The organism is Nonomuraea ferruginea, from assembly GCF_039540635.1.
Lineage (GTDB): Bacteria > Actinomycetota > Actinomycetes > Streptosporangiales > Streptosporangiaceae > Nonomuraea > Nonomuraea ferruginea.
Window position 1 is genome coordinate 246,132 of record NZ_BAABFD010000006.1, and the last position, 13,130, is coordinate 259,261.

Sequence of the window (13,130 nt, forward strand, 5' to 3'; positions counted from 1 at the left end):
CGCATGATCGCGCGTACGTCCCGCTCCCTCCGTCCGATGGCCGCCGTCCTGACCGGGACACTCCTGCTCGCCGGCTGCGGCGCGCGGATCCAGGACGGTACGGCGTCCGTACGGAAGGTGACCGTCAACCGGTGCGGCGAGCAGGTCGAGTACACGACGCCGGCCCGCGCCGTGGTGTACGAGGCCGGCAGCGCCGACAAGCTGTTCGCCCTCGGTCTCACCGAGCACGTGCACGGCTACGTCATGCCGCCCGCGAACCCTCCGGTCGAGGAGTCCCCCTGGGCCGCCGAGTACGCCGAGGTCGAGTTCCTCAGCGACGACCTGCTCAACCGCGAGCTCGTGGTGGATGCCAGGGCCGACTTCGTGGTCGCCGGATGGCGTTCGGGCTTCAGCGACCAGCGCGGCATCACCCCGGCCATCCTCGACGGGCTGAAGATCCAGAGTTTCATGCACGCCGAGTCGTGCTTCAACTATCCCGGCCATCCCGAACGGGTCACCCCCTTCGAGGGCCTCTACACCGACCTGGAACGCCTCGGCCGGATCTTCGGCGTCGAGGACCGGGCACGGGCCCTGGTCGCCGGATACCGGGAGCGCGTCGAGGCGGTGCGGGCGCGGGCGCCGAAGGGCGACCCCGTGCCGGTCTTCCTGTACGACTCCGGCACCGACAAGCCCTTCACCGCGGGCGCCCAGGTGCCGCCCAACGACATCATCCGCTTCTCCGGCGGCCGCAACGTCTTCGCCGGGCTGGACGCCCGCTGGAGCGAGGTGACCTGGGAGGCGGTGGTCGAGGCGCGGCCGGAGGTCATCGTCATCCTCGACTACGGCGACAAGCCCGCCCGGGAGAAGATCGCGTTCCTGAAGGAGTTCCCCGCCACCAGCGCACTGCCCGCGGTGGTGCACGACCGCTTCTACGTCCTCGACTACAACGAGGGCATCAGCGGGCCGCGCAACATCGACGGTCTGGAAGGCTTCGCCGCCTACCTCCGCGACCTGGAACGGTGACCGGGCCCACCGTCGTCAGGGGCGCCCCGCCAGGGTCAGCCGCAGGGCGAACTCCGCGTAGGTGTCCGCGACCTCCTCGGGTTCGTACGGCATGGCGGAGTCGTACCAGTTGGCCACCCGCATCCCCATCCCGCTGATCGCCGTGACCGCCAGGAAGGCGTCGGGCACGTCGAAGACGCCCTCGCTGATGCCCTCGTCGAGGATGTCGATCAGCAGCTGGCGGCCGTCGGCGCGGAGCATGAGCGCGGGGCCGGCCAGCTCGGCGGAGAGGGCGTGCAGTTCGTTGTTGGCGACCACCGCGAGCATGGGGAACTCGGCGTGGACCAGGACGTGCGCGCGGGCCACGCGGCGCAGGCGCGCCTCGGGGTCCGCCGGCCCCGCGGAGGCCGCCTCGACGAGCCGGCGGTGGTGCTCCTCGTGTCCGATGCGGACCAGCTCCGCCAGGACGTTCTCCTTGGCGGGGAAGTGGGAGTAGAGGGTCGCCGAGCGGATCCCGCAGGCCGTTCCGAGGTCGCGGATGGACGTGCCGTAGAAGCCCCGCTCGGCGAAGAGCAGCAGCGCCTCGCGCAGGATCCGGCCGGAGGTGCCCTCCAGCAGGACGTGCTCCGGGAGCCGGACCTGGGAGGCGGCGAACCGTCGCTGGGTCGCGAGTGCTGCCGATCGATCGTTAGTCACGACCTCATTCTGCCGTGAGGTCGCTCCGGCTGGTCTCCTTCAGCGCCAGCGTGCAGGCGAGCGACACCAGCAGCGAGGCGCAGACGTAGGCCGCGACGGCCCAGATCCCCCAGGCGGCGAGCAGGGCGGTGGCGATCAGCGGGGCGAGGCCGCCGCCGAGCACCGCGCCGATCTGCCCGGCGACCGAGGCGCCGCTGAAGCGCACGGCCGTCGGGAACTGCTCGGCGATGAAGGTGATCAGCGGCGAGTACATGATGGTCACCAGGCCGAAGGCGAGCGCGTAGGCCAGGTAGATCAGGGTGGCGCCGCCGGTGGCCAGCATGGCGAAGAAGGCGAAGCTGAACAGGGCGGTCAGGGCGGAGCCCGTCACGATCATCGGGCGGCGGCCGAAGCGGTCGGAGAGGCTGCCGCAGAGCGGGCCGAAGACGATCACCATGACCGAGCCGATGGCCACCGCGACCAGCGGCACCTGCGCCGGGTGCCCGAGCTGGGTGGTCAGGTAGGAGCCGGCGAAGACGAGCAGCACGTAGAAGATGACGTAGAAGCCGAAGCCGGTGCCCACCCCGAGCAGGACGGTGCGGGTGTGACGGCGGAAGACCTCCAGGATGGGCGCGCTGTGGCGGGTGCGGGACCCGGCGAAGACCGGGCTCTCCGGGGCGGAGGCGCGGATCGCCAGGCCGACGAGCACGAGCACCGCCGAGAGCAGGAAGGGGATGCGCCAGCCGTACGAGAGGAAGTCGGTCTCTTCCATGCCGGCCACCGCCATGATCGCGATCGTGGCCAGGAGCAGGCCGGCGGGTCCGGCGGCGGGGATGAAGCTGCCGATGTAGCCGCGGCGGTGCCGGGGCGCGAACTCGGTGGTCATCAGCACCGCGCCGGTGACCTCGCCGCCGTAGGAGAAGCCCTGGATGACCCGGAGGGTGACCAGGAGCACCGGCGCCCAGATGCCGATGGGGAGCAGGCCCATCGCGGTGGTGGCCAGGCATGCTCGATGACGGTGCCCACGAAGCTGCCGATGGTCACCCGCAGGAGGGCGGGTCTTGGCCGGCTTTCGACGGTCATGGGGGGTTCCTTTCCGAGCGATCGATCGGTAGGGCGAGCGTAGCCTACCGATCGATCGGCAGGAAGATCAGCGGGGGACGCGGGCGTTGCGGCGGACGTCCGACCAGGTGACGCTGTCGACGCAGATGCCGCAGTTCGGCCCGTAGAACAGGGCGCGGGCCTGGAGGTCGTCCATGAGCTGGAAGCGCCACCAGGCGGTGGTGGGCGCGGCGAACGGGCCGGGGTCGCCGACGACGGTGAAGTGGTCGGCGCCGCGCACCTCGCCGTAGATCGCCGGGATGTGGTCGGCGGCGTTGTAGAACGCCTTGACCAGCGCGGGCCAGACGATGGAGTCACGCTGGCCGGCCATCAGGAACGCGGGGCCGTGGACGTCGTCGATGTCGGCCAGCGGGCCCGGCTGGATGGGCAGGATGGTGTCCACGCGGGAGTCCGCGCCGACGACGATGGCGGCCGCGCCGCCCTGGGAGTGTCCCGAGGCGCCGATGCGGGTCAGGTCGACCTTGCGGTGGAAGACGCTCGACGGGTCGGCGTCGCGCTGGGCGAGGGCGTCGATCCCGGCGCGCATGGAGATGCCGAGGTTCGACATCGGGGTGTTGGCGGCGGAGACGATGAAGCCGTGGCTGGCCCACTGCAGGAGCAGGTCGCGGTAGACGAGCGGCGCGCCGCCCGTGCCGTTGCCCCAGACGATCACCGGGTGCCGGCGGTCGCTCCCGGCGATGTCGCGGGGGTAGTAGAGGGTGTTGACCGCGCCGATCTCGACGGCGGTGGCGTAGGGGCCGGGTGCGCCCCAGTTCGTGGTCGCGGCACTGGCGGGAGCCGTGCCGAGGATGAGCACGAGGAGCAGGGGGATGAGCAGGCGTCTGAACAAGGCGGCCTCCTGGCTGGGGGTTCACCCGCCATCCTGGTTGCGCCGGGAGCCGCCGTCTTTGCGCACTTGGGGCAAGGATTGACGGTGCGGTTTGGGCAATGTGACGATCCCGGGATGTCCGACCTCCACAGCCGGATGGCCCCGAGGGTGCGGGAGCTCACTTCCGCGGTGGTCGCCCGGTGCGCCGCCGAGATCCCGTTCTACCGGGACCTGCCGCCGGAGATCCTGAGCGGTGAGGTGACCCGTTCGGTCTCGGCCGTCCTGGCGATGCTGCTGCGCACGCTCCGCAGGCACGACGCGGTGGGGCCGGGCGATCTGACGCGCATCATCGAGTGGTCGGCGCGCCGGGCCGAGGAGCGGCTGCCGCTGGAGGCGGCGGTGAGCGCCTACCTCATCGGCGCCGAGGTCTGGTGGCGGGCGCTGACCGAGGAGGCCGGGCCCGGCGAGCTGGCCGAGGCCGGTGAAGGGCTGCTCGGCTACCTGCGTACGGCGATGCCCGCCGTCGCCCTGGCCCACCAGCAGGCGCAGGAGGACATCAGGAGCGAGGACAAGCGGGTGCGACGGGCGCTCATCGGCGCGCTGCTGAGCGGCCGGCCGTACGAGAGCCTGGCCGAGGCGGCGGGCGTGGAGGTGGGCCAGGCGCACGAGGTGGTGCTCTTCGACTTCGGGCAGCCCGCGCCGCCGGCCCGGCTCGTGCAGTCGGCGATGGACGCGCACACCGGGTCGCTGGTGCTGATGGACCACGTCGACGGGGTCGCGCTGCTGCCTGACGGGTGCCCGCCGGAGCCGCTCGCGGACAGGCTGGCCGACGTCGTGGGACGGCCCCTGCTCGTCGCCGCGGCCCTGGCGGAGGAGCCCGCGCGCATCCCGGAGGCGGCGCGGGAGGCCCGCGCGGTGATGGAGCTGGTGCGCAGGCTCGGCAGGCCGCCGGGCCTCTACCGCTTCGACGACGTGCTGCTGGAGCACCAGCTCGCGCGGCCGGGCGCGGGCCTGTCACGGCTGGCCGCCAAGCTGGCGCCGCTCGACGGCCATCCCCACCTGCTGGAGACGTTGCGCGCGTTCGTCCACCGGGGGCACAACCGCCGCCGGACCGCGCTCGACCTGCACATCCATCGCAACACGCTCGACTACCGGCTGCGGCGGGTGAGCCTGCTGACCGGGCTGGATCTGGCGGTGCCCGCGCAGGCGCGGCTGCTGGAGGCGGCTGTCACCGCTCGCGATCTAGCCAGATCCTGAGCTCCTCGTCCCTGGGGGCGTGGACGACGCCGGAGCCCGGCGAGTCGAAGACCATGACGGGCCGGGAGGAGTCCCACCGCTGCCAGCCCGGGTCGCCGGTCTTGGCGAAGGCGACCCAGGCCCGGTGCATGGCGTCGGCCAGCTCCTGCGGGGCGTCGTCGCCGGCCAGCTCACGGCAGTGCCGGAGGTTGTCGAAGACGAAGCCGATCTCCAGGCCGTGGCATGCGCCCAGGTCCATGACCGGTGAGCGCCAGGCGAACTCGTAGACGTGGGCCCGTTCCACGGAGTCGGCCAGGCGGTTGAGCGGGCCCCGCATGAGCAGGTCGGTGGCCATCTCGCCGAGGATCTCGCCGGGCCTGGCACCGGGCCGGGCGGACCGGTAGAGCCGGGCGGCGCGGGCGGGGATGCGGAACTTCAGCAGGGCCAGGCGCAGGGTCAGGCGGCTGACCCGGTCCACGGCGCCGGTGGGCACGAACCAGAGGCGGTACTCCTCCCGGTTGGCGCCGATGAGGAGGTCGGCCTCGACCGGGGCGGCCCCGGGCTCGGCCACGATGTGGAAGGCGGGGCCGCCGGTGATCGGGTTCGCCTTGCCGACGACCTCGGCCTGGGTGTCGAGCAGCCGCTCGCGGTCGACGGCGGCGAAGGCCCCGGCCGTGGCGGGCACGCCCAGCTCGCCCGCCATCAGCTTGACGATCTTGGCGGCCTCCTCGCGCGTGGCCGTGTGCGGGGGGCCGCTCTGCATGATCGCCCGGTGGAACAGCCTCTTCGCCCGCGGGCTGGTGAGCAGCGCGCCGATGCTGATCGCCCCCGCCGACTCGCCGAACACGGTGACGTTGCCGGGGTCGCCGCCGAAGGCCGCGATGTTGTCGCGTACCCATTCCAGCGCGGCGACCTGGTCGAGCAGGCCGCGGTTGTCCGGCGCGTCCGGGAAGACGCCGAAGCCCTCCACGCCGAGCCGGTAGTTGATCGAGACCAGCACCACCCCGTCGCGGGCGAAGGCGTGGCCGTCGTACAGCGGCATGCTCGACGAGCCGTTGCGCAGGGAACCGCCGTGGATCCAGACCATCACCGGGCGGGCGCCGTCGTCCACGCCCGGTGTCCAGACATTCAGGTTGAGGCACTCGTCGCCGGGGATCGGCTCCTCGGGGATGAGCCGGTCGAGCGGCGGCCGGTAGGGACGCTTGGGCGCGGTCGGCCCGAACCGCAGCGCGTCACGGACCCCCTCCCAGGGGCGCACGGGCGCGGGGGCGCGGAAACGTTCGGCCCCGAAGGGCGCGGCCGCGTAGGGGATGCCGCGGAAGACCGGGATCCCGTCCTGGAGGTGGCCACGCACCTTGCCGTGCCGGGTGACCGCGATGATGTCCATGGCCCGAATCCTACCGATCGATCGGTCGGAAACAAGGCGCCTACAGGCCGGTCATCACGAGGCTCATGTAGTACCAGTAGCCGCTGCCGAAGATGTGCTGCGGGATCTCCTGGACCTCGCCCGTGGCGAGCGTGGCGCAGGTGAAGCCCCAGGCGGTGACCGAGCCGAGCACGTCGCCCTGGCCGACGACGGGCAGGGTGACCTCGCGCAGGCTGAACAGCGCCGACCCGGTGGTGCCGATGGTGGTGGCCGGGTTGGCGAAGTTGCCGGAATAGGCGCGGTCACCGTTGTTCATGGCGACGTACCGGCCGCCGCCGGGGTACATGTACCCGGCGAGGTTGATCCGGATCTCGTCGCCGTTGTTCTCGTCGGTGTCGTAGGCGTCGACGAAGTTCAGCTCCACCCGGCAGGTGCCGGCCGTGCTCGTCGCGGAGGCCGGGGCCGCGGACACGGCCAGGCCCACCGTCAGCGCGAGCGCGAGGACGAGCTTGTGAGATCGCATGCCGTTACTCCCTCTGGTCGACCGGCGTTCCATGGCGAAACGCGGGCAACCTCAGGGTGCGGCAGGCAGTGTGGCAGGTCAGTGGCCGAATGCACACTCCGTCCGTGCCCTTCGGCACGGTGAGCCGTGTCAGTGTGCGGTGAGCGCCTCCGGGCTGCCGGCGTACAGTTCCAGGTGCCGGCGTGCGCTGGCGGTCCACGTGTAGCGGTCGGCCAGGCTCAGGCCCGCGGTGCGGAGCCGGGCGCGGAGGGCCTCGTCGTCGAGCACGGCCGAGAGCGCGTCGGCCAGCGCTCCCGCGTCGCCGACGGGGGTCAGCAGGGCGTCGCGGCCGGGGACCAGCCACTCCCTGAACACCGGGATGTCGCTGGTGACCACGGGAAGACCGGCCGCCATCGCCTCCAGGGCGGCCAGGCCGAACCCCTCCTTCACGGAAGGGAACGCCAGCACGTCCGCCGCCGCGTACCACGCCGCCATCTCGTCCTCGGGCACGGTGCCGAGTTCGACGACGTCCTTGCCCAGGGTCAGGCCGAGGGCGTCCAGGCTCGCCAGCACCTTCTCCCTGTAGGCGCGGTGGTCCTGGAAGGAGTGGCCGCCGAGCACGGCCAGCACGGGCGGCGGCGTACGTTCGCCGACCAGCCTGGACAGCGCGGCCACCAGCGTGTCGCTGCCCTTGCGCGGCTCGATGCCGCCGACGGACAGCAGCAGCGGCCGGTCGGTCGCGCCGACCCGGGCCCGCAGCCGTGCCACGACCTCCGGGGAGTGCCGGCTGTAGCGGGCCGGATCCACGCCGTTGGGCACCACGTCGGCCAGGACTCCGTAGTCCTCCCGCAGGATGTCCTGCCAGATCTTGGTGACCACCAGGATCTGGTCCGGCTCCAGGATGGCCTGGCGCTGGCAGTCCATCAGGATCTCGCTGTCGAAGTCGTCCACGTGGTGGACGGTGCGGACGACCCTGCTGGGGATCCCGGCGTCGCGCACGCGGGCCGCCGCACGGGCCGCGATGCAGTCCTGGGTGTGCAGGATGGGGTAGGCGGGGGCGAGGTCGGCCAGGGCCGCCTCCAGGGCGTCGATGTTCGCCGCGACCTTCTCCTCCAGCCCGCCGGTGGTGACGGGCGCGGTGACGACGTGGGTCGGGGCGGCGACCGGCCGGAAGAACCCCTTGCCCGGGTCACCGAGGCCGATGATCAGGACGTCCTGGCCGAGCGCGTGCATCGCCTCGCCCAGCGCCAGCGTGTGCGCGACGCCGCCCCTCGGCCGGGTGCTGTAGGTGATCAGGGCGACGGGAGGAAGGCGGAGGTGTTCTGTCACCGGTGGGACTCCGTTAGTTCAGGGCGGCGGCTCGCGATGGCCGCCGCCGTGTACGCGGCGCGCGCCGCGGTCTCGGTCACCAGGCAGCCGATCCCCTCCAGCGTCGCGCGCTGCCTGGCGTAGCCCTGGGGATCGGTGTCGGAGCCGAGGACGTACGCGACGACCTGCGGGCCGCCGTCGGCCATGATCTCGCCGAGCACCGGTGCGAGCTGCCCCGCCGGGTCCTCGTGCGAGCCGTAGCCGAGCACCACGTCGAGCAGCACCACCGCGACCTCGGGATCGCGGGCCTCCTGGCGGAGGATCTGAATGCGGTTGCCGGGGTCGATCATCGGATGCGGCCTGCCGACGGTGTACTCCTCCGCGCCCAGGTCGAGCAGCACGTTCGAGCCGGGCGGTGCGGGGACCGTGTTGCCGGGCAGGAGCGGCTCGTTGGAGTACACCTCGCCCAGCAGCTCGTTGATGATCACCTGGGCCTCGTAGCAGAGCGTTCCGCCGGAGTAGTAGCCGCGGACGGTGCGCCGCTCGTCGCCCAGGGCGCCGAGCCGCTCCTCCACCTGGGCGCGCAGGCCTTCGGAGGTGGCCGGAGGGGTCTTGCCTGCGAGCCGGGCGGCGGTGAGCGCGCCCTCCTCCAGCGTCCGCGCCATCCGCACCCCGGACGGCGGTTCCATCTCCGAGAGGCCGAGGAACGCGGCCACCGCCGGGGTGGACCCGCACTCTTCCAGCACGCTGTGGGCGACCGCCTCGCTCGGCGGCTTGGACACCAGCAGGATCACCTCGGTCTCGGGGTCCTCGTCGAGAGCGCGCACGGCCGCCTTGGCCATCCGCCCGCCGATGGCCTCGGACAGGTCACGGCCGCCGACGCCGATCACGTGCGAGACGCCGACACCCCAGCGGTCGAGCAGGGCCGACACCTCCTGCGCCCCGGTGCCCGCGGCGGCGACGACGCCGACCGGCCCGCGGCGTACCGCGTTGGCGAACCCGAGACCGGTGCCGGAGATCACCGCGGTGCCCGCCCCCGGCCCCATGACCAGCAGGCCGAGCTCGTTCCCCCGCTTCTTGAGCTCCGCTTCCTCGTCCAGCGAGACGTTGTCGCTGAACAGCAGGACGTGCAGCCCCTGGGAGAGCGCGTGGTGGGCCTCCAGCGCCGCGTAACCACCGGGCACGGAGACGATCGCCACGGACGCGTCCGGCATCTGCGCGACGGCTCCGCTGACGGTGCGGGGCGCGGCGGCGGCGGCCTCACCGGACTCGGCGCGGGCGTCCTCGAACGCGGCCTGCTCGCCGGCGGCGAGCGCGGCCTCCGCCGCGGCCTCGTCACCGGCGCGCACGGCGAGTACGAGGTCGTTCGCCCCGGCCTGGCCGACGGACTCCGCGCCGAAGCCCTCGGCCTCCAGGTTCTCCCGGCCTGAAGGCGTCGCCATCACGGCACCCGCCCAGGTGACGCCGCCCTGTTCGGCCATGACCGAGGTGGCGACGAGCAGCCGGAGCGAGTCGAGGTAGGTGTCACGGACGACGCGGACGCGGGCGAGGTTGTCGTGGGTGCTCATGCGATGCTCATTGCTTCTTCGCTCATTGCTTGCTCGGGAACGATGTGCGTGCCGACACGGTTCTGCGGGTCCAGGGCTTCGAGCATGCGCTCCGCCGAGGTGATGACGGTGGTCCCGCCGCTCTCCCGTACGAAGTCGGTGGCCGCCCGGATCTTGGGCCCCATGCTCCCGGCCGGGAACTGGCCCTCGGCGAGATACCGCTCGGCCTGCGCGAGAGACAGCTCGTGGACGGCGCGGGCCCGCGGGGTGCCGTAGTCGACCATGACCGCGTCGACCCCCGTCACCAGGATCATCATCGTGGCCTTGAGTGATCCGGCGAGGCGTGCGGCCGCCGAGTCCTTGTCGATCACGGCGTCCACGCCGTGATAGCGGCCCTGATCGTCACGGGCCACGGCCACTCCGCCGCCGCCGGCGGCGAGGACCACCTTGCCGGCCGCGAGCAGGGGCGTGACCGCGGACAGCTCCAGCATCTCGGTGGGATGGGGCGAGGGGACCATCCGCCGGAAGCCCCGCCCGGCGTCCTGTCTCATCTCCCAGCCGCGCCGCTCGGCCATGGCCGCGGCCTCCGTCTCGGTGAAGAAGGGGCCGATGGGCTTGGTGGGCGTACGGAAGGCGGGATCGTGCGGGTCGACGACCATGTGCGAGATGAGGCCGACGGCCGTGCCGGGCCCCCGGATGGTGTCGATCGCGCGCACCAGGACGCTGCCGAGCTGCCCTTGTGACATCGCGTTCAGCGAGTACAGCGGCTGCGGTGGCACCAGATCGACGCTCCCCTCCTGTTGGATCGCCAGATGGCCGACCTGCGGGCCGTTGCCGTGGACGACGACCACCGACCAACCCGCCTCGCATAGGTTCGAGATCCCCGACGCCATCTGGGCGGCGTTGCTCTCGATCTGCTCGGCTGTACCCGGCTGATCCGCGCGGGTCAGGGCGTTACCGCCGACAGCCACCACAGCTACGTTGCTCACTGCTTGGTCGCCCCTACCTCAATATCCGATACTAGATGTAACGTTTAGTATAGTGAACTGTCCAGGAGGAAATATCAAATGTCCGAGACTGAGGGTGTGCGTGACCCAGGACCCGCACCCGACGCCCGGCAGGCCGCGAGCGAGCTTCTCCGCCTCTGGACCGCGGCCGCGGAGCGGGCCTTCGCCGGAAGCGCCCACCAGCCGGACATCTACCTCAGGACCACGCGCCTGGTCGGCGCGGTCGCGCAGCGGCTCCGCGAGTCCGGGCGGGGCCTCGAACCGCTGGTCGAAGCCTGGGCCGAGCACCGCGAGCTGGTTCGCCGGGTGGTCGAGTCCAGCGAGCTGCTGACGTCCGACGGCCTGGACGTCGAGGCCGTCGCGGGTGCCGCGTTCGCGATGCGTTACCGGGAGGCGCTCGAGGAGGTCACGCTGGACGACCGCCTGGCCGCCCTCGCGCAGGCCGCCCCGGGCGCCGGATGGCTGGTGCTGGAGGAGTCCGGCTACCGTCCCGGGGACCCGTTCGTCCCGTACCGGCGACTGGAGGTCGACCCCGCCACCGGGCGGGCGCTGCTCGTGACGACGCGACCGGACGAGACGTTCACCGCCTGCGTGCACACCGTCGAGCGGGGGCGCATCGACCTGGAGACCGGCCGGCTCGCCTCAGGCGAGCCCGGCGACGGGGGACACGTCCTTCACGAGGCCGCCTCCGCGGAGGAACGGGAGGTGTGGGTGACCCGGCTCAAGGACTCCTGATGAGACACGCCACAGACCGGGCGATTGTGGGCATACCCGGTCATTCACTGACGCCTAGTTGCCACTCCCTACATTCTTTCTATAGTAGTCAAAGAGTAGTTTCCTATAGTAAATGCGTCATCCTTCATGGCGGTCTAGCCGAGCACCGTTAAGAGTCGGCCCGGACAAGGAGCCACATCATGACCGAGGCACCCGACACCCACCGGACCCTCGACCAGGAGGAACTCGCCGAGTTGATCGCCCGGTTGCAGAGCCGGGGGTTGCGGACCGAGATCTCCATGGAGGCGCGGAAGGGCGGCGCCGGTCCCGCCGACGCGGGGATGCTGTGGATCGACGGAAGCCCGGCCACGGTTCCCACCACGGCCGACTACGTGCGTGACTCCCCGTACGCCCTGCGGCAGGAGGACGACGGTTTCGGCATCTACGAGGGCTCGGTCCGGTTGGCGGACGCGGCGTTGGCTCCCCGGCCGAAGTACTACGACTTGAAGACGGCCGACGGCGTCCCCTACTGGCAGATCGCGCTCATGCACCTGGACTCCATGGCCAGCACGGTGCTGCAGACCTGCGCCTACTGGGGCAACTCCGACCAGTGCACGTTCTGCGGGATCGGGGTCTCCCTCGCGGCCGGTCGCACGATCGCCAAGAAGACGCCCGAGATGCTCGCGGAGGTGTCGGTGGCGGCCCGCGACCTGGACGGCGCCGTCGACGCCACGCTCACCACCGGCAGCACCGCCACCCCGGACCGCGGCGCCCTCTACGTCGGCAGGTGCGCCCAGGCCGTGAAGGAGGCGTCCGGGCTGCCGGTGCAGGTCCAGTTCGAACCCCCGTCCGACCTCGACGTGATCAACCGGGTCCGCGACATGGGCGTGGACTCCGTCGGCATCCACGTGGAGACCTTCGACCCCGAGGTGCTCGCGCGGGTCGCGCCGGGCAAGGCGCGCTGGGGCATCGAGGCGTACTTCTCCGCCTGGGAACGCGCGGTCCGGGTCTTCGGCGAAGGACAGGTCTCGACGTACGTGATCCTCGGCATGGGCGAGGACCCCGACCTCACGGTGGACATGTGCCGCCGGGCGGTGGACATGGGCGTCTACCCGTTCATCGTCCCGCTGCGCCCGGTCCCGGGCAGCCTCATGGAGGACGAACGGCCCCCGTCCGCGGACTACGTCGAGGGGATCTACCGGCAGGTCGTCCCGCACATGCTGCGACGCGGGCTCACCGCCACCGGGGTCATGGCGGGATGCGCACGCTGCCAGGCGTGTTCGGGGCAGGCCGCCCTGGAACGTGCCGGTTCTGGTTCGACGAAGGGTGGGGTGCCCGATGGGCGCGTCTCTCTCCCGCTCGTTTTCTGACCAGGCCGCGCCGCATCACGTCTGCCGTACGGTGACGGCGGCGGAGGAGCTGGAGGAGCACCTCCGGATCCGGCGATCGGTCTTCGTGGCGGAACAGTCGCTGTTCGAGCAGACCGACCAGGACGAGTTCGACCGCGATCCCAGCGTCCACCACGTGCTCGCGTTCGCCGACGGCGTGCCGGCCGGCACGGTCCGGCTGTACCGCTACCCCGCGCCCGACGGCGAGAGGCTGTGGAAGGGGGACCGGCTCGCGGTGCTCCCGGAGTATCGGCACCTGTGGCTGGGGGGCCCGCTGGTCAGGTACGCGGTGGAGACCGCCGCGGCCGCCGGCGGCGCGCGCATGATCGCGTACGTCCAGCTCGGCAACGTGAGCTTCTTCCGGCGGCTCGGCTGGTCGAAGGTGGGCGGCCCGGTCGCCTACGTCGGCGTGCCCCACCAGCAGATGAGCATCGACCTGACGTGATCACTTCGTACGTCAGGAAGGCCGGGCATGT

At 71.8% G+C, this 13,130-nt stretch carries 13 protein-coding genes; 5 read left to right on the forward strand and 8 right to left on the reverse strand.

Annotated elements, in window-relative coordinates; genetic code table 11:
- Window positions 1–3: 3 nt before the first annotated feature.
- Window positions 4–1,002: an ABC transporter substrate-binding protein gene (locus tag ABD999_RS14135; protein ID WP_271276070.1), complete on the forward strand. Its 999-nt coding sequence runs from the start codon at window positions 4–6 to the stop codon at window positions 1,000–1,002.
- A 15-nt stretch (window positions 1,003–1,017) separates the two neighbouring features.
- Here ABD999_RS14135 and ABD999_RS14140 read toward each other — a convergent pair whose 3' ends face one another.
- The 3 genes from ABD999_RS14140 to ABD999_RS14150 are packed head-to-tail and all read right to left on the reverse strand — an operon-like array spanning window position 1,018 to window position 3,607.
- Complete coding sequence (locus tag ABD999_RS14140; RefSeq protein WP_271276069.1) at window positions 1,018–1,677, reverse strand: TetR/AcrR family transcriptional regulator; 660 nt, start codon at window positions 1,675–1,677, stop codon at window positions 1,018–1,020.
- Window positions 1,678–1,681: 4 nt separating this feature from the next.
- Window positions 1,682–2,791: an MFS transporter gene (locus ABD999_RS14145; protein ID WP_345482743.1), complete on the reverse strand. Its 1,110-nt coding sequence runs from the start codon at window positions 2,789–2,791 to the stop codon at window positions 1,682–1,684.
- A 15-nt stretch (window positions 2,792–2,806) separates the two neighbouring features.
- Window positions 2,807–3,607, reverse strand: a complete 801-nt coding sequence (locus ABD999_RS14150; RefSeq protein WP_271276068.1) for an alpha/beta hydrolase family protein — start codon at window positions 3,605–3,607, stop codon at window positions 2,807–2,809.
- Window positions 3,608–3,721: 114 nt separating this feature from the next.
- On the opposite strand from ABD999_RS14150, the gene ABD999_RS14155 reads away from it, so the two are divergent.
- Entirely contained in the window at window positions 3,722–4,843 is a 1,122-nt protein-coding gene (locus ABD999_RS14155; protein ID WP_271276067.1) for a PucR family transcriptional regulator, read from the forward strand.
- Here ABD999_RS14155 and ABD999_RS14160 read toward each other — a convergent pair.
- From ABD999_RS14160 to ABD999_RS14180, 5 genes are all read right to left on the reverse strand, one after another.
- Window positions 4,815–6,209, reverse strand: a complete 1,395-nt coding sequence (locus ABD999_RS14160) for a carboxylesterase/lipase family protein (protein ID WP_271276066.1) — start codon at window positions 6,207–6,209, stop codon at window positions 4,815–4,817. The genes ABD999_RS14155 and ABD999_RS14160 overlap by 29 nt on opposite strands.
- 40 nt (window positions 6,210–6,249) lie before the next feature.
- A complete protein-coding gene (locus tag ABD999_RS14165; protein WP_271276065.1) occupies window positions 6,250–6,711 on the reverse strand; it encodes a hypothetical protein in 462 nt (153 codons plus the stop codon).
- Between the two features lie 129 nt (window positions 6,712–6,840).
- Window positions 6,841–8,019, reverse strand: a complete 1,179-nt coding sequence (locus ABD999_RS14170) for an MSMEG_0565 family glycosyltransferase (protein WP_271276064.1) — start codon at window positions 8,017–8,019, stop codon at window positions 6,841–6,843.
- A complete protein-coding gene (locus ABD999_RS14175; protein WP_271276063.1) occupies window positions 8,016–9,566 on the reverse strand; it encodes an AllF/FdrA family protein in 1,551 nt (516 codons plus the stop codon). Before ABD999_RS14175 ends, ABD999_RS14170 begins: the two co-directional genes overlap by 4 nt.
- Complete coding sequence (locus tag ABD999_RS14180; RefSeq protein WP_222709210.1) at window positions 9,563–10,516, reverse strand: amino acid kinase family protein; 954 nt, start codon at window positions 10,514–10,516, stop codon at window positions 9,563–9,565. The genes ABD999_RS14175 and ABD999_RS14180 overlap by 4 nt, the downstream gene beginning before the upstream one ends.
- Window positions 10,517–10,630: 114 nt before the next feature.
- Here ABD999_RS14180 and ABD999_RS14185 point away from each other — a divergent pair, with 114 nt between their 5' ends.
- From ABD999_RS14185 to ABD999_RS14195, 3 genes are all read left to right on the forward strand, one after another.
- Window positions 10,631–11,287, forward strand: a complete 657-nt coding sequence (locus ABD999_RS14185; protein WP_345482723.1) for a hypothetical protein — start codon at window positions 10,631–10,633, stop codon at window positions 11,285–11,287.
- A gap of 179 nt (window positions 11,288–11,466) precedes the next feature.
- On the forward strand, window positions 11,467–12,636 hold the full coding sequence (locus tag ABD999_RS14190; RefSeq protein WP_271280102.1) for an MSMEG_0568 family radical SAM protein: 1,170 nt from the start codon (window positions 11,467–11,469) through the stop codon (window positions 12,634–12,636).
- Window positions 12,605–13,099 (forward strand): MSMEG_0567/Sll0786 family nitrogen starvation N-acetyltransferase, encoded by a 495-nt coding sequence (locus ABD999_RS14195; RefSeq protein WP_148034942.1) that lies wholly within the window; start codon window positions 12,605–12,607, stop codon window positions 13,097–13,099. Before ABD999_RS14190 ends, ABD999_RS14195 begins: the two co-directional genes overlap by 32 nt.
- Window positions 13,100–13,130 lie beyond the last annotated feature (31 nt).